This window comes from Tritonibacter horizontis (genome assembly GCF_001518015.1).
Classification (GTDB): domain Bacteria; phylum Pseudomonadota; class Alphaproteobacteria; order Rhodobacterales; family Rhodobacteraceae; genus Epibacterium; species Epibacterium horizontis.
Map to the genome: position 1 here is coordinate 60,551 of NZ_LPUY01000100.1, position 20,499 is coordinate 81,049.

At 63.2% G+C, this 20,499-nt stretch carries 19 protein-coding genes and 1 pseudogene; 13 read left to right on the top strand and 7 right to left on the bottom strand.

The genetic code is table 11. From position 1 onward, the window contains the following. Nucleotides 1-14: 14 nt before the first annotated feature. On the bottom strand, nt 15-305 hold the full coding sequence (locus tag TRIHO_RS19325) for a DUF971 domain-containing protein (RefSeq protein WP_068247645.1): 291 nt from the start codon (nt 303-305) through the stop codon (nt 15-17). Between the two features lie 123 nt (nt 306-428). Here TRIHO_RS19325 and fdxA point away from each other — a divergent pair, with 123 nt between their 5' ends. Further along, nucleotides 429-770: a ferredoxin FdxA gene (gene fdxA, locus TRIHO_RS19330; protein WP_068247648.1), complete on the top strand. Its 342-nt coding sequence runs from the start codon at nt 429-431 to the stop codon at nt 768-770. Nucleotides 771-782: 12 nt separating this feature from the next. Continuing rightward, nucleotides 783-1,583: a ferredoxin--NADP reductase gene (locus tag TRIHO_RS19335; protein ID WP_068247651.1), complete on the top strand. Its 801-nt coding sequence runs from the start codon at nt 783-785 to the stop codon at nt 1,581-1,583. Here TRIHO_RS19335 and TRIHO_RS19340 read toward each other — a convergent pair. Continuing rightward, nucleotides 1,573-2,250: a DsbA family protein gene (locus TRIHO_RS19340; protein ID WP_068247654.1), complete on the bottom strand. Its 678-nt coding sequence runs from the start codon at nt 2,248-2,250 to the stop codon at nt 1,573-1,575. The genes TRIHO_RS19335 and TRIHO_RS19340 overlap by 11 nt on opposite strands. A gap of 368 nt (nt 2,251-2,618) precedes the next feature. On the opposite strand from TRIHO_RS19340, the gene TRIHO_RS19345 reads away from it, so the two are divergent. Next, nucleotides 2,619-3,521, top strand: a complete 903-nt coding sequence (locus TRIHO_RS19345) for a DNA adenine methylase (RefSeq protein WP_082705221.1) — start codon at nt 2,619-2,621, stop codon at nt 3,519-3,521. A gap of 50 nt (nt 3,522-3,571) precedes the next feature. Here the strand turns inward: TRIHO_RS19345 and TRIHO_RS19350 are convergent, their stop codons facing one another. Further along, nucleotides 3,572-4,330, bottom strand: a complete 759-nt coding sequence (locus TRIHO_RS19350) for an alpha/beta fold hydrolase (protein WP_068247656.1) — start codon at nt 4,328-4,330, stop codon at nt 3,572-3,574. 132 nt (nt 4,331-4,462) lie between these two features. Here TRIHO_RS19350 and TRIHO_RS19355 point away from each other — a divergent pair, with 132 nt between their 5' ends. Next, nucleotides 4,463-4,828 carry a hypothetical protein gene (locus TRIHO_RS19355; RefSeq protein ID WP_068247659.1) on the top strand — a complete coding sequence of 122 codons (366 nt, stop codon included), beginning with the start codon at nt 4,463-4,465 and terminating at the stop codon, nt 4,826-4,828. 144 nt (nt 4,829-4,972) lie between these two features. Here the strand turns inward: TRIHO_RS19355 and glyA are convergent, their stop codons facing one another. Then, on the bottom strand, nt 4,973-6,268 hold the full coding sequence (gene glyA, locus TRIHO_RS19360) for a serine hydroxymethyltransferase (protein ID WP_068247662.1): 1,296 nt from the start codon (nt 6,266-6,268) through the stop codon (nt 4,973-4,975). A 174-nt stretch (nt 6,269-6,442) separates the two neighbouring features. Here glyA and TRIHO_RS19365 point away from each other — a divergent pair, with 174 nt between their 5' ends. Continuing rightward, entirely contained in the window at nt 6,443-7,198 is a 756-nt protein-coding gene (locus TRIHO_RS19365) for an NAD kinase (RefSeq protein WP_068247665.1), read from the top strand. Between the two features lie 124 nt (nt 7,199-7,322). On the opposite strand, the gene TRIHO_RS19370 is transcribed toward TRIHO_RS19365, so the two are convergent. Next, nucleotides 7,323-8,756, bottom strand: a complete 1,434-nt coding sequence (locus TRIHO_RS19370; RefSeq protein ID WP_068247668.1) for an amidase family protein — start codon at nt 8,754-8,756, stop codon at nt 7,323-7,325. A 162-nt stretch (nt 8,757-8,918) separates the two neighbouring features. On the opposite strand from TRIHO_RS19370, the gene TRIHO_RS19375 reads away from it, so the two are divergent. Both TRIHO_RS19375 and TRIHO_RS19380 read left to right on the top strand, forming a co-directional pair. Beyond that, complete coding sequence (locus tag TRIHO_RS19375) at nt 8,919-9,461, top strand: hypothetical protein (RefSeq protein WP_068247671.1); 543 nt, start codon at nt 8,919-8,921, stop codon at nt 9,459-9,461. A 166-nt stretch (nt 9,462-9,627) separates the two neighbouring features. Further along, entirely contained in the window at nt 9,628-9,837 is a 210-nt protein-coding gene (locus TRIHO_RS19380; RefSeq protein WP_068247674.1) for a CsbD family protein, read from the top strand. A 108-nt stretch (nt 9,838-9,945) separates the two neighbouring features. Here the strand turns inward: TRIHO_RS19380 and prpE are convergent, their stop codons facing one another. Together prpE and TRIHO_RS19390 are read right to left on the bottom strand one after the other, a co-directional pair. Next, nucleotides 9,946-11,835 carry a propionate-CoA ligase PrpE gene (gene prpE / locus TRIHO_RS19385; RefSeq protein WP_068247677.1) on the bottom strand — a complete coding sequence of 630 codons (1,890 nt, stop codon included), beginning with the start codon at nt 11,833-11,835 and terminating at the stop codon, nt 9,946-9,948. 390 nt (nt 11,836-12,225) lie between these two features. Then, nucleotides 12,226-14,505, bottom strand: coding sequence for an NADP-dependent malic enzyme (locus TRIHO_RS19390; protein WP_068247679.1), 2,280 nt, complete (start codon nt 14,503-14,505; stop codon nt 12,226-12,228). Between the two features lie 258 nt (nt 14,506-14,763). On the opposite strand from TRIHO_RS19390, the gene TRIHO_RS19395 reads away from it, so the two are divergent. The 6 genes and pseudogenes from TRIHO_RS19395 to TRIHO_RS24075 all read left to right on the top strand — a co-directional run. Continuing rightward, entirely contained in the window at nt 14,764-15,855 is a 1,092-nt protein-coding gene (locus TRIHO_RS19395; protein WP_068247724.1) for a cupin domain-containing protein, read from the top strand. Between the two features lie 122 nt (nt 15,856-15,977). Beyond that, a complete protein-coding gene (locus tag TRIHO_RS19400; RefSeq protein ID WP_269745365.1) occupies nt 15,978-16,484 on the top strand; it encodes a cytidine deaminase in 507 nt (168 codons plus the stop codon). Between the two features lie 4 nt (nt 16,485-16,488). Then, on the top strand, nt 16,489-17,829 hold the full coding sequence (locus tag TRIHO_RS19405; RefSeq protein WP_068247685.1) for a thymidine phosphorylase: 1,341 nt from the start codon (nt 16,489-16,491) through the stop codon (nt 17,827-17,829). After that, the gene (locus TRIHO_RS19410) at nt 17,829-19,046 is read left to right on the top strand and encodes a phosphopentomutase (protein ID WP_068247727.1); all 1,218 of its coding nucleotides are present in this window, start codon (nt 17,829-17,831) and stop codon (nt 19,044-19,046) included. The genes TRIHO_RS19405 and TRIHO_RS19410 overlap by 1 nt, the downstream gene beginning before the upstream one ends. Nucleotides 19,047-19,145: 99 nt before the next feature. Next, nucleotides 19,146-19,778 carry a uracil phosphoribosyltransferase gene (gene upp, locus TRIHO_RS19415; RefSeq protein WP_068247688.1) on the top strand — a complete coding sequence of 211 codons (633 nt, stop codon included), beginning with the start codon at nt 19,146-19,148 and terminating at the stop codon, nt 19,776-19,778. Between the two features lie 229 nt (nt 19,779-20,007). After that, nucleotides 20,008-20,499 (top strand): annotated as a pseudogene (locus TRIHO_RS24075) (SPOR domain-containing protein); the annotation flags it as partial.

The following is a 20,499-nucleotide window of genomic DNA, read 5'->3' on the forward strand; positions in this document are numbered from 1 at the left end:
GCGGCAAATGTCAATTAGTTTCCGTATTGCTCGGAAAGCGCGTGCAGATACTCAAAAGGGTAGATTGCGCGGTCATGACCGTCTGAAAAATGGATGTTCACGCCGCCGCGCCCGACCTGTGCCAGGGCGGTGATGGTCAGGTCCGGCGCCACGGCGATCTCCCCGTGGTCCAGCTTGGCGCGCCGTGTGTAGGCGTCGCGGGCCTCGCGCCGCAGGGTGGTGGCGGCCAGTTCGGTTGTGCCGCCGCCCTCCCATTCGACGATCAGGTGACGGTTGTCTGTGGTTGCGGAGAGCCTGTCGATCATATGCGGTCCCTTTCGATTTCTCTCAGGATGCCGCATCGCAGAATCGCTCAATAGCAATTTGTTTACGGACAGGGTTTCTGCGGCGCGGCACGCTGGGCGCAAACTGGAGAAAGAGAACCCGCCATGACCTTCGTCGTCACCGACAACTGCATCGCCTGCAAATACACTGACTGCGTTTCCGTCTGCCCCGTGGATTGTTTTTACGAGGGCGAGAACATGTTGGTGATCGACCCGGAAGAATGCATCGACTGTGGCGTCTGCGAACCGGAATGCCCGGCGGATGCGATTCGTGCCGACACCGAAGAGGGCATGGAACCCTGGATCGCCTTCAACGAAAAATACGCAAAGATCTGGCCGGTCATCACCGAAGCCAAGGACCCGCTGCCGGAGGCCGACGATATGGACGGCCAGGCCAATAAGCTCGAGACCCATTTTTCGGAAAACCCCGCCACCGAGGCGGCCTGAAGGACCTAGCTGATGAACGTACAAACCCAAAGCCCCGCCAAGATCCTGCCCGATGCACAGACGGTTTCCTCCGTGCATCATTGGACCGACACGTTGTTTTCGTTTCGCGTGTCGCGGCCGAAATCACTGCGGTTCCGATCCGGTGAATTCGTGATGATCGGCCTGTTGAAGGAGGACGGTAAACCGCTGTTGCGCGCCTATTCGATTGCGTCGCCCAGCTGGGACGAGGAGCTGGAATTCTATTCGATCAAGGTGCCGGATGGTCCGCTGACCTCACGCCTGCAAAAAATCGCACCGGGGGACGAGATCATCCTGCGCCCGAAACCGGTGGGGACCTTGGTTCTGGACGCGCTGTTGCCGGGAAAACGGCTGTGGATGATCTGTACCGGCACCGGTGTTGCCCCCTTTGCCTCCCTGTTGCGCGATCCGGAAACCTGGGAGCAATACGACGAGGTGATTCTGGCGCATACCTGTCGCACGGCGGCTGAACTGGACTATGGCCGCACGCTGGTCGAGGCCTTGCCGGATGACCCACTGATCGGCGAATTGGTGGGCGACAAGCTGAAATATTACCCGACAACCACGCGCGAGCCCTCGGCCATCGAGGGGCGCATCAGCGATCACATCCGCGATGGCCGGGTGTTTGCGGCCCTGGGGTTGCCGGAATGGACCTGCGACAGCGACCGGGTGATGGTCTGCGGCAATCTTGCCCTGAACAAGGACATCATGGGGCTGTGCGAAGGCTATGGGCTGGTCGAGGGGGCCAATTCAGACCCGAAGCATTTTGTGGTCGAAAAGGCATTTATTGACTGAGCCACCCGGCCACCAGCGCCTCTGCATCCGTGCCGCCGATCTGGACGGATGTGGGGGTCACAAATGCCGGCGTGCCGCGAAGCCCCAGATCGCCTGCGATCTGGCGGTTGCGGGCGATCCGGCTGGTGATCGCGTCGCTGTCCATTTCCACCCTGAGGCGGGTCCAGTCCAGACCCTGCTCTGCCGCGATCTCGGCAAAAGCGGCCTCTTGAAGGGGGCGGTGCAGCGACCAGAGGGCCGTATGCGTGGCCTCGTATTTTTCCTGCCCTGCCAAATGTTTGACCGCAAGGGCAAAACGTGCCGCGCGCTCTGATCCGGGCGACAGGATCGGCAGATGGCGCATTTCAACCCGCAGCTCCGGATGGTCGGCAAGGGCGGCCTTCAACGGCGCGTGCAGCGCCTTGCAGGGGGCGCATTTGTAATCGAAAAACTCGATCACGGTGATCGGCGCGTCCGCCGGACCCAATCCGAGGCTAGGCGGTTCGCTGAACAGATCCGGATATTGCGCGATTCTGGCGGTTTGTTGTGCTCTGGCTTCGCGCTCTGACAGGATTTCCATCGCTTCGAGAATGATGTCCGGGTGGGACAGGATATAGGCGCGCAGCCGTTCTTCGAACTCCTGATCCGACATGTCGCCGAGCGCCGGACCGACAAGGCAGGCCGCCATCGCACAGCGTGCAAGGCGCTGGAGCCACCGGCCTGCGCGAGGTCCTGCTGGTTTCCGTCGTGCCAATTTCTGTCGTGCCATGTCACGCCCCAGGTTGTCTGACGTCCAAGCGTGCCAGAGTTTTTGCGATCTGTGGCGGCAAAGAGCATAGGGCGGCGCGCGTTGCCGTCCCCGGTGCGACCTGTGCTGAAAAGGCGCGCAGATTGGCCGCAAACGCCCGTTTGCCGGGCACTCCGCAGGCCCTGTTGCAGGACGCGCTGCCCGGCCCGCAACGGCGTGCAGGACCGCCCGCGCCGCGGGATTAGGTTTGGACCCGCGCCGCCAATTGCGCCATAAGGCCTGAACGGCAACTTCAGGACGGATCACCGATGACCACAGCGCTGACAGGCACCGCGATGATCGCTGAGAGCGCAGCGGTGCCGGTGGTCGATGTGGCGCCCTTCAAGACGCAATTGCTGAAATGGGTCGGCAACAAGCAACGCTTCGCCCATGACATCGTCGCCCATCTGCCGCAGGATTATGGCACCTATTTTGAGCCCTTCCTTGGGGCGGGGGGCGTCATGGCGACCCTGCGTCCGCATCGGGCGGTGGGTTCGGATATCTTTGCGCCGCTGGTCGAAATCTGGCAAACGCTCGCTGCCGCGCCGGATCAACTGGTTGGCTGGTATGCGGATCGTCACGCGCAGTTCCACGCCGGCAATCGGGTTGAGGTCTACGAGACGATCAAGGCGCGCTATAACGCGGCGCCCAACGGGGCGGATTTCCTGTTCCTATGTCGGGCCTGCTATGGCGGCGTTGTCCGGTTTCGCCGCAAGGACAACTATATGTCGACGCCCTGCGGCAGCCATCCGGTTATCAGCCCGGAGAAATTCGCCCGTCGCGTGGCGCTGTGGCAAGAGCGGATGGCGGGCGCGCGGTTTGCATGCCTCGACTACCGTGCCGCGATGGCCCAGGCGCGCGCTGGTGACGTGATTTATTGCGACCCGCCCTATGCTCACTCGCAAACCATTCTCTATGGCGCGCAGGCCTTTCGTCTGGAGGAGCTGTTTGCCGCCATCACCGCCTGCAAGGCGCGCGGCGTGCGGGTGGCGATGTCCATCGACGGAACCAAGAAATCCGGCGACGTCTATTGCGATATCGCCATCCCCTCGGGATTGTTTGAACGCGAAATCCTGGTGAACATGGGGCAGTCGATGCTCAAGCGGTTCCAGATGGGCGGCCAACGCATGGAAACCGAAGCGGTCCGGGACCGGCTGTTGCTGACCTATTGACCGCTTGCGACTGACCCCGACCGAGGCCGCATAAGGTCGAAAGACAGGGATCAGGCGTCGAGAAAGGCCCGCACGGTTGCCTCAAACGCGCGTGGATTTTCAGCATGGAGCCAATGGCCTGCGCCGGGGATCTTGGCAAATCGCGATTTCGGGAACAGTGTTTTGATCCGGTCGCGGTCCTCGGCTTTCACATAATCAGACTCGCCCCCGGTCAAAAACAGGGCAGGACCCTCCCAATGCGTTTCAACCTCGGGAAAGGCGAGGATATGCGGCATGTCGCGTTCCAGCACATCCAGATTTAACCGCCAGGCGCGGTTTTCGATATCCAGTGACTGGGTGAAGAAACTTTGCAGCTGGGCATCGACGCCGGCCTCGGCCAATTGGGCCTGCGCATCAGAGCGGCGGGTGACCGATGCCAGATCAACGCTGCGCATGGCAGTGATGAAATGCGCCTGGGTGTGGCTGTAGCTGACCGGCGCGATATCGGCCACGACCAGCCGGTTGACCGCCTCCGGGTGTTGAAGCGCAAGCATCATCGCGGACTTGCCGCCCATGGAATGTCCGACCACATCCATCTTGCCGCCAAAGGCCACAATCACCTCGGCCAGGTCGGCGGCCAGATCTGCATAGGTATGGCTGTCGGTCCACGCGCTTTCGCCGTGGTTACGCATGTCGACGGCAATCACCTGACGGTCATCGGACAGGCGTTTGGCAATCACCCCCCAGTTGCGGCCAGAGCCATAAAGCCCATGCGCGATCAGAAGGGGCGGTCGGTCGGTCGGGGTGCCATGTGCGATCGTGTTCAACATGCCGATGTGATAGCCGCAACGCTCGGGCCTGTCAGCCCCAATTGCAGTGCAGGGACCGGTGCTGGCGGCATTGAGCTTGCCCGGTTCCGGGGATAGGATGTGACCGGCTGCCACCACCGGAGATCCAGACCCATGACCGAGACGCTGGAAAGCGCGTTGAGCGAGATCAGTACGTTGCTGGAAAAACGGTTGAAGCTGACGGGCGCGGTTTCAGACTGTCTGATCCGGGCGCGGCGCCACTTGCCCCCGCGCCACCGGCGCGCGGCTGCGGATCTGGCGGCGGCGGAGGCGGCCTTTGAACATCCCAAACTGGCGATGATGCTGGATGAGGCCAAATTGCTGCGTCAGGCGCGCGGTCTGCGGTTGTACCTGGCCGAGGTGGACCTGGCGGATCGCCGCAAGGGGCGTCTGCTGGATATCGGCGCTTCGGTCGGGTTTGCGCTCCTGACGGTGATTGCGCTGCTGGTCTGTGTGCTGTCCTGGCGTGGCTTCGTCTGACCGGCCTGCCTGCGCCACAGGTTGTCGGTAAATGCCGGCGTATTCTCAGACCCTTGAACCGAAAATCGCCGCACCCTGAGGCGCGGCGACAACGTGTCTGGGGTGTCGTTGAGGATCAAGACACCGGCCTATGGCCCCAACCCCTCAGAGGTTGGGATAAAGCGGGAAGCGGCCGCAGAGGGTCGCGACCTTGTCACGCACTGTGGCCTCGACCTCGGCATTGCCGTCTTCGCCATTGGCGGCAAGACCATCGACCACTTCAACGATCAGACGCGCGATCTCGCGGAACTCTTCTTCGCCAAAACCACGGGTCGTGCCCGCTGGGGTGCCGAGGCGGATACCGGAGGTCACGGTGGGCTTTTCCGGGTCAAACGGAATGCCGTTCTTGTTGGTGGTGATATGGGCGCGGCCCAGTGCCTTATCGACGATATTGCCGGTCACGCCCTTGGGACGCAGGTCAACCAACATCACATGGGTGTCGGTGCCACCGGTCACGATATCCAGACCGCCTTTTTGCAGTTCGTCCGAAAGCGCCACCGCATTGGCGCGAACCTGCTTCTGGTAGGTTTTGAACTCGGGCTTGAGGGCTTCGCCAAAGGCGGCGGCCTTGCCGGCGATCACATGCATCAGCGGGCCACCCTGAATGCCGGGGAAGATCGCAGAGTTCACTTTCTTGGCGATATCGGCATTGTTGGTCAGGATCATGCCGCCACGTGGCCCGCGCAGGGTCTTGTGGGTGGTGGTGGTGGCCACATCCGCATAGGGGAAAGGCGAGGGGTGTTCGCCTGCGGCCACGAGACCGGCGAAATGCGCCATATCCACCATCAGGTAGGCCCCGACGCTGTCGGCAATTTCGCGGAACTTGGCAAAATCGATCTGACGCGGGATGGCGGAGCCGCCGGCGATGATCAGCTTGGGCTGATGTTCGGTCGCAAGCGCCTGGATCTGGTCGTAGTCGATCAGGCAGTCCTGCTGGCGTACCCCATAATGAATGGCATTGAACCATTTGCCGGATTGGTTCGGCGCCGCGCCATGGGTCAGGTGACCGCCGGAGGCCAGATCCATGCCGAGGATGGTATCGCCCGGTTTGATCAGCGCCTGGAATACGCCCTGGTTCGCTTGCGAGCCGGAGTTGGGCTGCACATTGGCAAAGTCACAGCCAAAGAGTTGCTTGGCCCGGTCAATGGCGAGGTTCTCGGCCACATCCACATATTGGCAGCCGCCATAGTAACGGCGACCGGGATAGCCTTCGGCGTATTTGTTGGTCAGAACAGAGCCCTGAGCCTCCATCACGGCAGCAGAGACGATATTCTCGGAAGCGATCAGTTCGATCTCGTCGCGCTGGCGGCCGAGTTCGCTGGTGATGGCGCCGAACAGTTCGGGGTCACGGTCCGAGAGGCTTTGGGTGAAGAAACCGGGGTCACGGGTGGTCACAGTCATGCTGGCTCCGACTTGTTGGGGTGGTCTTTGCGGGATTTCCTATAGGAAACATCACCGGTCTGGAAGGCTGTAAAGCGACGAAATTGCCCAGGCGACCGGCAAGTCTGGTCATTGGGGAAAACCTGTGCTTGTTTCGGAACCTATTGGACCCTACCGGAAACAGGATCGTGCCAAATGAGAATCGCATTTTTGGCCAGTCAGGCCACGCTTGCACAAAAGGCGCGCGATGCTCTGGTCGCCCAATACGGAACGGTGAGCACCGAAGCTGCGGATGTCATCGTGGCGCTGGGGGGGGATGGGTTCATGTTGCACACGCTGCGGGACACGGTGGATCTGAACGTGCCGATCTATGGCATGAACCGGGGCACGGTTGGCTTTTTGATGAACAGCTATGACGAAGACGGGTTGATGGCGCGGCTGTCGGCGGCAGTCGAAGAGACCATCCACCCGTTGCGGATGCGCGCCATGGACCGCAAGGGCGCCCTGCATGAGGCGATGGCAATCAACGAGGTGTCGTTGCTGCGCCAGGGGCCGCAGGCGGCAAAGCTGATGATCTCGGTGGACAGTCGCCAACGCATGGCGGAGTTGGTCTGCGACGGGGCGCTGGTGGCGACACCGGCCGGTTCAACGGCCTATAACTTTTCGGCCCATGGGCCGATCCTGCCGATTGGTGCGGATGTTCTGGCCCTGACGGCGATTGCCGCCTTTCGTCCCCGACGCTGGCGGGGAGCATTGTTGCCCAGTGGCGCCACGGTGCGCTTTGATGTGATTGATGCGGCGAAACGGCCGGTGATGGCAGAGGCTGATTCCGTGTCCTTCAAGGATATCGACTGGGTCGAAATCCAGAGCGAACGCCGTGTCAGCCACAAGATCCTGTTCGATCCCGGTCATGGGCTGGAAGAACGGCTGATTTCGGAGCAGTTCAACTGATCGCGGCTTTGACCCAAAGGGCGCGCTGACGCGCGACAGGTTTCGCCGTCTGCCAGCGGCAGACGGCCGGGGCCTTCGGCGGGATATATGCCGCCGCCGAGGGGGGGGGCGGCCTGCCATCGCGTCAGTGGGTCCGGTCCATATGGGCCCACAGATGCGGGGCCATCGCGCCGATCCGGTCCTCGATGGCGATGGCCGCATCGACAGCCATATCCTCGCGCCAGCGCTGTGCCACGATCTGGATGTTGATCGGTTGTGGCCCGCCCGGCAATTGCGCCAGCCGCGCGGGGACACAGGCGGCCGGCAGCCCCATGAAGTTCATCGCATAGGAATACACCGCGCAGCCAAGCACGTCATGAGCCCCGGCGACACCTTCAAGGTCACGGTCCGGAGCGAAAAAGGGCTGTGGCTGAAACGGGGTCAGGACCAGCGGGTATCGTTCTATGAACATCGCCCACTGGCGGGCAAAATGGCTGCGCTTGGCATACATTTTCAACAGCTCGTCGCCTTCGAAGGGGGGGAATTCCGCAAAATAGGTCTGGAACAGACTGCGGATTGTCTCCGACCCCATGGCGTCGATGTCGGGTTTCATCAGTGTCTTGATCTCACCCATCAGCGTGCGGTAGCCCGCCCGCCCGATCTCGAACACATCCGGTGGTTCGACCTCTTCCAGGATGTAGCCTGCATCCGTCAGCGCATCGCGGGCGTCCAGCAGCGCGGCCTCGACCTCGGGGTGCAGGTCATAGCCATGAGTGTTGCGGGTGAAGGCCACGCGGACCGGCCCGGCGGCGGGCGCCCCTTGCCAGGGCACCGGGGCGTGAAACGGGTCGCGCGGGTCCGGCGCGATCATGGCGGGCATCGACAGATGCAGGTCAGCGGCCTGGCGCGCCATCAGGCCCTGGACGCTCATCAATTGGGCCATCAGGCCCCGTTCCGCGGTTTGGCTTGGGTTCCAGGCCGGGACCCGGCCGAAACCGGGTTTGACGGTGACCGCGCCATTGGCCGCGGCGGGAAACCGCAGGCTGCCACCGATGTCATTGCCATGCGCCAGGGCGCCCATCCCGGCCATCACCGCGACACCGCCACCGCCCGAGGAGCCACCGGCGGAAATATGGCGACCCCAGGGGTTGTGAGTGCGCCCATGCAGCGGGTTGTCGGTATCCGCCCGGAATGAAAATTCCGGTGTATTGGTGCGCCCGATGACGACGGCGCCCGCCCGTTCCAGGTTCTGGACCACCGGGGCGTCATCGGGGGCGATCAGATCCCGCAGCGCCAGAACCCCGTTTGATGTGGCATGACCTGTCTGGTCGATGTTGATCTTGATGGTCACCGGCACCCCATGCAGGGGGCCACGCTGGCGGGGGCTTTGGCTGTCGAGCGCTTCAGCGCGGGCCAATGCCGCGTCACGCAGGTCGTCGACCACGGCATTCAGGTCCGGGTTGACCGCGTCCATGCGGGCCAGGGCGGCGGTGACGGCTTCGGTGGGGCTGACGGCGCCGCTGCGGGTCAGCTGCGACAGATCATGCGCGCCAAGGCGCCAGAGGTCTTTGTTGGGCATTTGGACTGTCTCCTTGGGCGCGAGCCTAGAGAGGGCTGCCGTTCCTGAAAAGGGGGGGCGTGACCTTAGTCGGATCTTCACGGAACCAGGGTAGGCTGCGACCATTGCCTGTTGGTGCGCTGCCGACAGGCTGCAGCCCGTTTGTGGAGAGATATCAGACCTATGAATGCAGTTTCTTTTGTCGCCGTAACGCTGGTCGTCGCCGGCGGTCTGGCTGTGCCGCTGCGTGCGGCGGAGTTTTCCCCGGTGGGGGAGGTCCTGCAAGCCATGCGCAACACACCATATGAATGTACCGATTATGACCAGGCGAGTGACAGTTGTTCCAGCGTGTCGCTGATGACCGAGGAAGAGAGCTCGCTGCTCAATACCTCCTGGTTTGCCCTGCCAAACCCCGGTGGCGCGCCTTGGGTCTTTGAGATCTATACAGATTACGAAATCGTCATGGGCTGGGGATGTATCGGCAATTCGCAAGGGGTGGCGGTTGCCTATTCCTCTGGCGGGCAACCTGAACTGGGCGAGACCTATGCGCAGCAGATCCGCGCCCAACTGGTCGAGGCAATGGACCCGGACGAGCCTTGCGCGGGCTATCATCCGACCGGGCCGCAGCAATACCGGGTGGAGTTCCGTCACTATGACGGCACCCGTGCAATGCGCAAACCGGTGACCGTAGATTTCTTTGCTACGCCCAAATCGGTCCGCCCCTGATCGCCATCGCGTCCGACACATAGGCGGTGACCGGATGAAACCGGGGCATTCCGCCGATGTCAGGATTCCGCCCGGAACAAATCCAGCGCCTCCACGTTGGTTGGTCAAGCAGCTCGCGCCGCGACAGGCGCTCTGCCAACCGACCCGACAAAAAGGAGCAGAGGTCATGAACTGGGATATTGTTGAAGGCAAATGGAAACAGCTGAAAGGCTCTGTACAGAACCAGTGGGGCAAGCTGACAGATGACGACGTCGACCAAGTGGCCGGCAATCGTGAAAAGCTTGTCGGTATGCTGCAAGAGCGGTACGGCGTGGCCAAGGATGAGGCCGAGCGTCAGATCGACGATTTTGCCAACCGTCAAAAAGAACTGCTTTGATCGGTCCGTAGATCCGACCGACACAGGCACACGCTCCGGCACTGCGCCGGGGTTGATGTGAACGTCAGCGGCCCCCCGATGCGGGGCCGCTTTTTCGTTGCGGCGCGCCTACTTGGCGAACCCAAGCGCCTGCAGCGCGGTTTTGATTTCCTCCAGGACCTGGGGGTCGTCGATGGTGGCCGGCATCTTCCAGTCGGTGCCATCGGCGATGGCGACCATGGTGGCGCGCAGGATCTTGCCCGAGCGCGTCTTGGGCAGGCGTTCCACCACGCAGGCCAGCTTGAAGGCTGCGACGGGGCCGATGTGGGCCCGCACCTGTTGTACCACCTCGGCGACGATATCGGTGTGGGGGCGGTCGCAGCCCGCGTTGAGGCAGAGAAAACCAAGCGGCAGCTGACCTTTCAATGGATCCGCAACCCCGATCACCGCACATTCGGCAACATCCGGGTGCCCGGACAAGACCTCTTCCATCGCGCCGGTCGAGAGCCGATGTCCGGCGACGTTGATCACATCATCGGTGCGGGCCATGATGTAGAGGTAGCCGTCGTCGTCCATCAGTCCCGCATCGCCGGTTTCGTAATATCCGGGAAAGCTGGCCAGGTAGCTTTTGCGAAAGCGGTCCTCGGCGTTCCACAGCGTCGGCAATGTGCCCGGGGGCAGGGGCAGTTTTACCGCGATGGCGCCCAATTCGCCCGGTTTCATCGGCTTGCCCTCTGGGTCTAGGATATGCACCTCGTAGCCCGGCATGGGAACCGCCGGAGAGCCGAGCTTGGTTGGCAGTTCTTCGATCCCCAGGGGGTTCGCGGCGATGGCCCATCCGGTCTCCGTTTGCCACCAATGGTCGATGACCGGCACCCGCAGCTTGTCCTGTGCCCAGGTGATGGTATCCGGGTCGGCGCGTTCCCCGGCCAGATAGACCTGCCCAAGGTTGGACAGATCATATTTGGGAATATGCGCGCCCGTCGGGTCTTCGCGCTTTACCGCGCGAAAGGCGGTGGGCGCGGTAAAGAACGATTTGACCTTATGTTCAGACATCACCCGCCAGAAGGTGCCCGCGTCCGGGGTGCCGACGGGTTTGCCCTCAAAGACAACCGTGGTGTTGCCATGGATCAGCGGCGCATAGGCGATGTAGCTGTGCCCGACCACCCAGCCGACATCGGAGGCCGCCCAGAAAACATCACCGGGATCAACGTTATAGATGTTCTTCATCGACCAATGCAGGGCCACCAGCTGCCCGGCGGTGTGGCGGATGACGCCCTTGGGCTGTCCGGTGGTGCCGGAGGTATAGAGAATATAGGAGGGGTGATTGCCCTCGACCGGCACACAGTCCGCAGGCTCCACCCCGTACTGGAAACCGTGCCAGTTGACATCGCGGCCCTCGATCAGCTTGGCAACCTGTTGTTCGCGCTGAAAGATGACGCAGAACTCCGGTTTGTGGGTGGCCTGTTCGATAGCCCCGTCCAGAAGCGGCTTGTAGGGGACGATGCGACCCGGTTCCACCCCGCAGGAGGCGGCGATGATCGCCTTGGGGGTGGCGTCGTCGATGCGCACGGCGAGCTCGTTTGCGGCAAACCCGCCAAAGACCACCGAATGCACCGCACCGATCCGGCCACAGGCCAGCATCGCCTCCAGCGCCTCCGGGATCATCGGCATGTAGATGATCACCCGATCGCCCTTTTCGACGCCTTTCGCCCGCAGCGCCCCCGCGAGGGAGGCCACCCGGTTGCGCAGCTCGAGAAAGGAAATCTGGCGTTTGGTCTGAGTGATCGGACTGTCGTAGATGATTGCGGTCTGCTCGCCCCGGCCGGCGGCGACATGGCGGTCCACGGCGTTGTAGCAGGTGTTGACCCTGGCATCGGCGAACCATTCGTACAGGCCGTCGCCAACCGTGCTCAGCGCTTTGGTTGGTGGCCTGTCCCAATCGATGGCGCGGGCGGCCTCCATCCAGAACCCCTCCGGGTCCGCCTTCCACTGTGCGTAGACCTCAGAATATGTCATAGGGATCCTCCTTGATGTCTCCTCTTGCGCAGAGCCTAGGCGCAAGCCTTTGGCCGGAGCAAGCACCGGCGCTGGGCCTGCGCCAAATTGCAGCGGTTTTTTGAATAGGTTTGCCAAGCTGGATTGCAAACTTTTGCAAACTCGGTGTTGCAAGCGGGACTGACGAAGGCAAACGCGTTGCTCTGCAAATTTGCAAACAGGTCAGCGGGCGGTCGCGGGTGCCATCGCGACTCGGCCCCCGCCGCGCGTCTCGGCCGATAGCGCCCGCGCCAAAAGGTCTGACACACACCAGGGAGATGCACAAAGAGAGCCTTACAAAGCGCGGCACGCAAAAGGCGCGACCGATACGGCCCGCCTTGTGCAGTGCTGCGGATGTCGGCGCGCAGCCGGTTAGCTGTAATGCCCGACCGGGGTGCCCGCAATCGCGGCCATGTTCAACAGCCCCCGTGCGGTAATCGACTGCGACACGATATGGGCGCGGTTGCCCATCCCCATCAGGATCGGACCGACTTCCAGCCCGCCAGAGCGCATTTTCAGAATGTTGCGCACCCCGGAGGCCGCATCCGCATGGGCAAAGATCAGCACATTGGCCGCGCCTTCCAGCCGGGAATTCGGGAAAATCCGGTCTCTCAGGTTCGGGTCCAGCGCGGTGTCAATGTTCATTTCCCCCTCGTAGATAAAATCACGGGGGCGACTGTCGAGGATTTCCAACGCGCCGCGCAGACGGGCGCCGGTGTCACAGGGGATATTGCCGAACTGGCTTTGGGAACACAGGGCGATCTGTGGTTTGATGCCAAACCGGCGGACATGCCGGGCGGCGCCGATGACGGTCTGGGCGATCTCTTCGGGTGTCAATTCGATCCGCACCTGCGTGTCGGCAATAAACAGCGGGCCGTCCTCCAGGATCATCATCGACAATGCCCCATGGGGCGCATAGGTGCCGCCCCCCAGGATCTGGGTGACATAGTTCAGATGCCAGCGATATTCGCCAAAGGTGCCGCAGATCAGACTGTCGGCTTCTTCACGATGGACCATGATCGCGCCAATCGCCGTGGTGTTGGTGCGCAGGATCGCCTTGGCCAGATCCGGGGTGACGCCCTGGCGTTCCATGATCTGGTGGTAGCTGGTCCAGTATTCACGATACCTAGGGTCATTTTCGGGGTTTACGATCTCCACGTCTTCGCCGACGCGGATCGACAGGCCGAGCCGCTCTGCACGAGCCTCGATCACATCGGGGCGACCGATCAGGATCGGGGTTTCAGTGGTTTCGCGCAGAATTTCCTGGGCGGCGCGCAGCACACGTTCGTCCTCGCCCTCGGCAAAGACAATCCGGCGTGAGGCCGCGCGGGCCGCCTCAAAGACCGGCTTCATCAAAAGGGCGGATTTGAACACGCTCTGGTTCAGCTTGGCCCGGTAGGCGGAGAGGTCTTCGATGGGCCGTTTGGCGACGCCGCTTTTCATCGCGGCTGTGGCGACGGCGGTGGACACGACCGCGACCAGACGCGGGTCAAAGGGTTTGGGGATCAGGTAATCCGCCCCAAAGGTCAGCTGCTCCCCCTTGTAGGCGGCGGCGGCTTCGGCGGATGTCGTGGTGCGCGCCAGCTCTGCGATGCCCTCGACACAGGCGATTTGCATCTCGTCGTTGATCTCTGTCGCGCCGACGTCCAGCGCACCGCGAAAGATGAACGGAAAACACAGCACGTTGTTGACCTGGTTCGGAAAATCGCTGCGCCCGGTGGCGATGATCGCATCCGGAACCACCGCGCGGGCCAGATCGGGCATGATTTCCGGCGTCGGGTTGGCAAGGGCAAAGACGATGGGACGCTGTGCCATCTTTTTCACCATCTCGGGCGTCAGGACATTCGGCCCCGACAGGCCAAGGAACAGATCCGCGCCGTCGATCACCTCGTCCAGGGTGCGTTTGTCGGTCGCTTGGGCAAAGGCCGCTTTTTGCGGGTTCATATCTTCTTTGCGGCCCTGGTGGACGACGCCGTGGATGTCACACAGCCAGATGTTTTCGCGTTTCACGCCCAGTTTCAACAGCATGTTGAGGCAGGCAATCCCGGCTGCGCCGCCGCCGGTCGACACGATCTTGATCTCGTCAAATCGCTTCTTGGCCACAAACAGCGCATTGGTCGCCGCTGCGCCAACCACAATGGCGGTGCCATGCTGGTCATCGTGAAAGACCGGGATGTTCATCCGTTCGCGGCAAAGCTTTTCAACGATGAAACAATCGGGCGCCTTGATATCTTCGAGGTTGATCGCGCCAAAAGTCGGTTCCAGCGCGCAGACGATATCGGCCAGTTTCTCCGGGTCGGTCTCATTCACCTCGATGTCGAAACAGTCGATATTGGCGAAATTCTTGAACAGGACCGCCTTGCCCTCCATCACCGGTTTTGACGCGAGCGCACCGATGTTGCCCAGCCCCAGCACCGCAGAGCCATTGGACACCACCGCGACCAGATTCCCGCGCGCGGTATAGCGCGCGGCGTTGGCCTCGTCGTCCTTGATTTCAAGACAGGCTTCGGCGACGCCGGGGGAATAGGCCCGCGCAAGATCATAGCCTGTGGCCAATGGCTTGGTGGCCCGGATTTCCAATTTACCCGGTCGCGGGAATTCATGATAGTGCAGGGCCGCGTCGCGCAGGCTTTCCGAGGTCTTGTCGGTCATGAAATGAAGGCTCCTGATGGTGGTTGTTTAGTGCTAAACTATCTGGCGGCTCAGGGGAACCGGCATTCTTGACCTTTGGGCAGGCTCGGCAGGCCATTGCTGGTGCAGGCTGGCGTTTGCACCGTCCCGAAGCTGTGGCAGATCGGGGGTGGCGGGCCTGCGAGCGCGCGCTTCCCGCTTGAACCGGTCGGGCAGAGCGCGCAGGGTGGCGACAAACCAAGACTGCGACCCAGAGGACCCAGAGCCGGAGACATGAATATGGCCGAAACACGTGCGGAAATCCTTTTGCCAACAGCCGAGTTGCGCGAGGATATTCCCTTCTTCACCAAGGTCCTGGGTCTGAAACTGGATATGATCTACCCGGCGGATGATCCACGGGTGGGGGTGTTCTCTGGCCATGGATTGCGGCTGCGGATCGACCGCGATGCACAGACCGCGCCGGGGGTGATCCGCATTCTGACCGATGCGCCAGACAGCTTTGCCGATGGCGCTCGTCACCTGACGGCGCCCAATGGCACTGAGGTTTTCATCGAAAACAGCAACCCGCCGCTGGAGATGCCGCAGACTGCGCATAGTTTCGTTGTCCGGCGGCTGAAGGATCAGGCGCCCTGGATCATCGGTCGCGCCGGCATGCACTATCGCGATCTGGTGCCGGACCGGCTGGGCGGGTCGATCATCGCCAGCCATATTCGTATTCCCGACGGCGGCCCGGTGCCGGATATGGTGCATTTTCACAAGGTCGGATTCCAGCTGATCTTTTGCATTCATGGCTGGGTCGATGTGGTCTACGAGGATCAGGGCGACAAGATGCGCCTGACGCCGGGGGATTGTTTCATCCAGCCGCCGGAAATCCGCCATCGGGTGCTGGAGGCCAGCGACAATGTGCAGGTGATCGAAATCGGCGTTCCGGCGGAACATGTGACCGAGATCGACCATGACATGACCTTGCCAACGCCGCATCGGCGGCCCGACCGCGAATGGGACGGCCAGCGGTTTGTCTTCAATCAGGCGGCCGGCGCGGCGTGGCGCCCATTCCGGCTGCCGGGATTTATCTGCCGGGACACCACCATTGCCGATAATACCAACGGGGTCGCCGGGGTCGAGGTGGTGCGGCCTGCGCCGGGCGGCGGCACCAGCCCCTGGGCCAGCCACGACACCGACATTCACTTTACCTTTGTGATGCGCGGCACGGTGACACTGGCGGGCGAGGGGCGCGACCCCTATGATCTGGAGCAGGGAGACGCCTTTGTGATCCCGCCGCAGATGATCACCCGGCTGAGCAACGCCTCGCAGGATCTGGAATTGCTGGAGGTCACCTTGCCCGGTCGTTTCCGCACGACGCTGGCGTAGGATCGGGCACCCGGTGGCGCTGGACGCCTGGAATGCGGGGTCGCGGGGCCAGGGTGTCAGATCTCATTTGACCATCTGGTCAAAATAAAACAAGACTGGTGGAAACGTGACCTGCCGACCCGCTGCGGACTGCGCCCAGCCCCGGATCGCAAGGCGCGAGAGACCTCAAGTCTGTCAAACACGGAGTGGACCTTATGACGGCTGCCGACACATCCAAGACCCGATCCGACGACCCGCATCCCCTGCGCGCCGCCGCTGCCGCCGTGCGCCTGAACGCCCACGCGCCCTATTCGAACTTCAAGGTGGGGGCGGCGATCCGTGCCCGATCCGGTACGGTATATGTCGGCTGCAATGTGGAAAACGTCGCCTACCCGGAGGGCACCTGCGCCGAGGCCGGGGCCATCGCCGCCATGGTGGCGGCAGGCGAAACGGAGCTGGTCGAGGCCTACGTGATTGCGGATTGTCCCAGCCCCGTGCCCCCCTGCGGTGGCTGCCGTCAGAAGCTCAAGGAGTTTGGCACGACTGAGGTGCCCGTGACCCTCGCCACCACCGATGGGGTCGAACAGGCCACCAGCATCGGAGATCTGCTGCCCGGCGCCTTTGACGCGGGCCATATGGATCGGAGCTGAGGCGATGGATGCGCGCGCGGTCATTGCCAAACTTCGCCGACACCAGGTTCCGACCGCAGCCGAGTTGCATTGGTTCGCCCAGGGGCTCGCCGGCGGGGAGGTCAGCGACGCGCAGGCGGGGGCCTTTGCCATGACGGTCTGCCTGAACGGGTTGCCCGCCGAGGCCCGCAGCGCCCTGACGTTGGCGATGCGCGACAGCGGCGACGTTCTGACCTGGGACTTGCCGGGGCCGGTGGTGGACAAACATTCGACGGGCGGTGTCGGCGACTGTGTGTCCCTGCTGCTGGCGCCGGCCCTGGCGGAATGCGGGGCCTTTGTGCCGATGATTTCCGGTCGCGGTCTGGGCCATACCGGCGGCACATTGGACAAGCTCGAAGCGATTCCCGGCCTGACCACACAGATCCCGCAGGCACGCCTGAGCCAGATCGTGGCCGAGGCCGGCTGCGCCATCGTTGGTGCCTCCGCCCGGATCGCCCCGGCGGACAAACGGCTATATGCGGTACGCGACGTCACCGCCACCGTTGAAAGCCTGGATCTGATCACCGCGTCGATCCTGTCCAAGAAACTGGCCGCAAGCCCCGAGGCGCTGGTGCTGGATGTGAAGATCGGCTCTGGCGCCTTTATGAAAACACCCGAGGAGGCGCGCGCGCTTGCCACCTCGCTGGTGGAGACCGCCAATGCTGCGGGCTGCCCGACGCGGGCGCTGATCACAGATATGAACCAACCGCTTGTCAATGCGCTGGGAAATGCGTTGGAGGTGGCAGAGGTGATGCGGGCTCTGACCGGGGCATCGAGCCCTGCGGTTGAAGATCCGTTGGGTGACATGCGCGCGCAGCCGATCCTTGAGATCACCATCGCCCTTGGTGGCGTGCTGTTGCATCAGGCCGGACTGGTTGAGAGCGTGGCGGCGGGGGAGGCGAAAATCGCAGCCGTGCTGCGCGATGGGCGCGCCGCCGACAGGTTCGCGCGTATGGTTGCCGCGCAGGGTGGCCCGCTTGATTTTGCCGAAAAATGGGAGCGGTTCCTGCCCGAAGCGCCGGTGATCCTGGAGGTCACCAGCCCAGAGACAGGCTATGTCGCGGCCATCGACGGTGAGGCCTTGGGCCTGACCGTGGTCCGCCTCGGCGGTGGCCGAATGGTCGAGAGCGACACGGTCGATCCTTCGGTCGGGATTTCCGACCTGCGCCCGCTGGGCGCGAAACTGACCAAGGGCGATGTGATCGCGCGCATCCATGCCGCCCGCCCGGCGGCCGCGCAAGAGGCGGCGATGGCCTTGCGGGCGGCGGTGACCATCGCGCCTGCGGCCCCGGCGCCGCTGCCGCTGGTGTATGAAAGGATCGGATGATGGCGCGTGCGTTCCTTGTCGTCATGGATTCGCTCGGCATTGGCGGCGCGCCCGATGCCGGCGCCTATTTCAACAAGGATCTGCCGGATCTGGGGGCGAACACGCTGGCCCATATCGCCCAGGCCTGCGCTGAGGGACGCGCCGACGTAGGGCGGTCGGGGCCACTGCACCTGCCGACACTTGCGGGGCTTGGACTGGGCGCAGCCCTGCGGCTGGCCTCCAGCCAGCCGGCGCCGGGGCTTGACCGCGATGATGCGCCGCGTGGTCGCTGGGGCGCCGCCAGCGAGATCAGCGCCGGAAAGGACACCCCTTCGGGGCATTGGGAGCTGGCCGGGGTGCCGGTGCCCTGGGACTGGACCTATTTCCCCGAGACCGGTCCGGCCTTTGACCGCGACCTCGTGGCCCATGTGGCGGCGGCGGCGGGCACGGACGGGATTCTCGGCAATTGTCACGCCTCCGGCACAACGATCATTGCCGATCTCGGGGCGGAGCACCTCCGGTCGGGCTGGCCGATCTGCTATACCTCGGCTGACAGCGTGTTTCAGATCGCCGCCCATGAGACGCAGTTCGGCCTCGACCGGTTGCTCGATCTTTGCGCGGCGGTGGCGCCGCGACTGCACGCGATGAAAGTGGGCCGGGTCATTGCACGCCCCTTTGTCGGCTCCGCCGAGGCGGGATTTACCCGCACCCCCAACCGGCGCGACTATGCGATGAAGCCACCGGCACCCATCCTGACCGACTGGGTTCAGGCCGCCGGAGGGCAGGTGTATGGCATCGGCAAGATCGGTGATATCTTTTCCATGCAAGGGATTGATACGCTGAAAAAAGGCGAGGATGCCGCCCTGATGGGCCATCTGGCCGAGGCAGTAGAGACTGCCGGTGCGGGCAGCCTGACCTTTGCCAATTTCGTCGAATTCGACAGCCTGTATGGCCACCGGCGCGATCTGTCGGGCTATGCCCGCGCGCTGGAATGGTTCGATCGGGAGATTGCCAAGATCCTTTTGGCCTTACGTCCGGGGGATCTGATGGTGCTGACAGCAGACCATGGCAACGACCCCAGCTGGCCGGGCACCGATCACACCCGCGAACGGGTGCCGGTGCTGGTCGCCGGGGCCGGCGCAGGGCCGCTCGGGCTGGTGGGATTTGCCGATGTGGCGGCCTCGGTCGCGGGTCATCTGGGGATTGCGGCACCGGGGCCGGGGCGCAGTTTCCTGTGACAGATCCGGCGGGGCGAGGGGGCTGCGGTGGAAAACACCTTGCCTGCCTCCCGGCCCGCCGCTTATGAGGTTGCAAACACAGAACGAGGAGCCTGCCTGATGAATGACCACCTGACAGTCGTGGACCACCCGCTGGTGCAGCACAAACTGACGATCATGCGGAACAAGGGCACCTCGACCTCGGAATTCCGCCAATTGCTGCGGGAGATCACGCAGCTTCTGGCCTATGAGGTGACGCGCGAGCTGCCGATGACGACCACCTCCATCGAGACCCCGATGGAAGACATGGAAGCGCCCATTCTGGCGGGCAAGAAAATGGCGCTGGTCTCCATCCTGCGGGCGGGCAACGGCATGCTGGATGGGGTGCTGGAGCTGGTCCCTTCGGCACGGGTCGGGTTTGTCGGCATGTACCGGGACGAAGAGACGATGCAGCCGGTGCAATATTACTTCAAGGTGCCGCAACAGATCTCCGACCGGATGGTGATCGCCGTGGATCCGATGCTGGCCACTGGCAATTCCTCGGCGGCGGCGATTGATCTGCTGAAAAAGGCCGGTGCCACCGATATTCGCTTCCTCTGTCTGCTGGCCGCCCCCGAAGGCGTCGCTCGCATGAAAGAAGCCCACCCGGATGTGCCGATCATCACCGCGTCGCTGGATCGGCAGCTGAACGAAAAAGGCTATATCATGCCCGGTCTGGGGGATGCTGGCGACCGGATGTTCGGCACCAAGTAGCGCTTGAAGGTCAAGGCCGGGTCACGGGGCCGGATCGAGCCGGGCGTGGGGGCAGGGCGACGGGCGGACCAGCCCCGCCAGCCAGTCCGCCGTGGCCTGCGTGACCAACCCGGCGCATCTGTTGGAAACAGGCGACGAAATGACCAAAGCGGCGCAATTGTTGCCAGCAATTCCTTTACTCTGCGCCGGGTTTCAGGCATCCTTGCGCCACATATTGTGGGGCGGGTCCATGAAGATCACAAGAATTGCGGCAGTATCCTTCATCTTGGCGTCGGCTGGGGCCAATCCCCTTTTTGCGCAGACCATTCGCAGCGCGGCGGAACCGGCTGAATACCCCCCGGCGTCCTACCAGGGGCGTCAATATGTGGACAGCAAGGGCTGTGTTTTCATTCGGGCCGGGATCGACGGCAACGTCAATTGGGTGCCACGGGTGAACCGCGCACGCCAGCAGCTCTGCGGGGCACAGCCGACCAGCGTTGCGGGCGCCAGCAAGGGGCCCGCTGCATCGCAACTCGGACCCGAGATCATCACCCTGGTGCCAGAAGCGGCCACGCCGGTGCAGACCGCTCCTGCCACCCCCGCCCCGACGGCGCGTCCGGTGACAACGGCGGTCAAGCCGACCCGCACCCCGGCATCGACCTCCACCGGTGCGGCGACCGCGCCGCGTCGGGTGGTTCCCGCCGCCGTGCCAGAGCCGCAGCCGGTGCGCCCGACCCGTGCC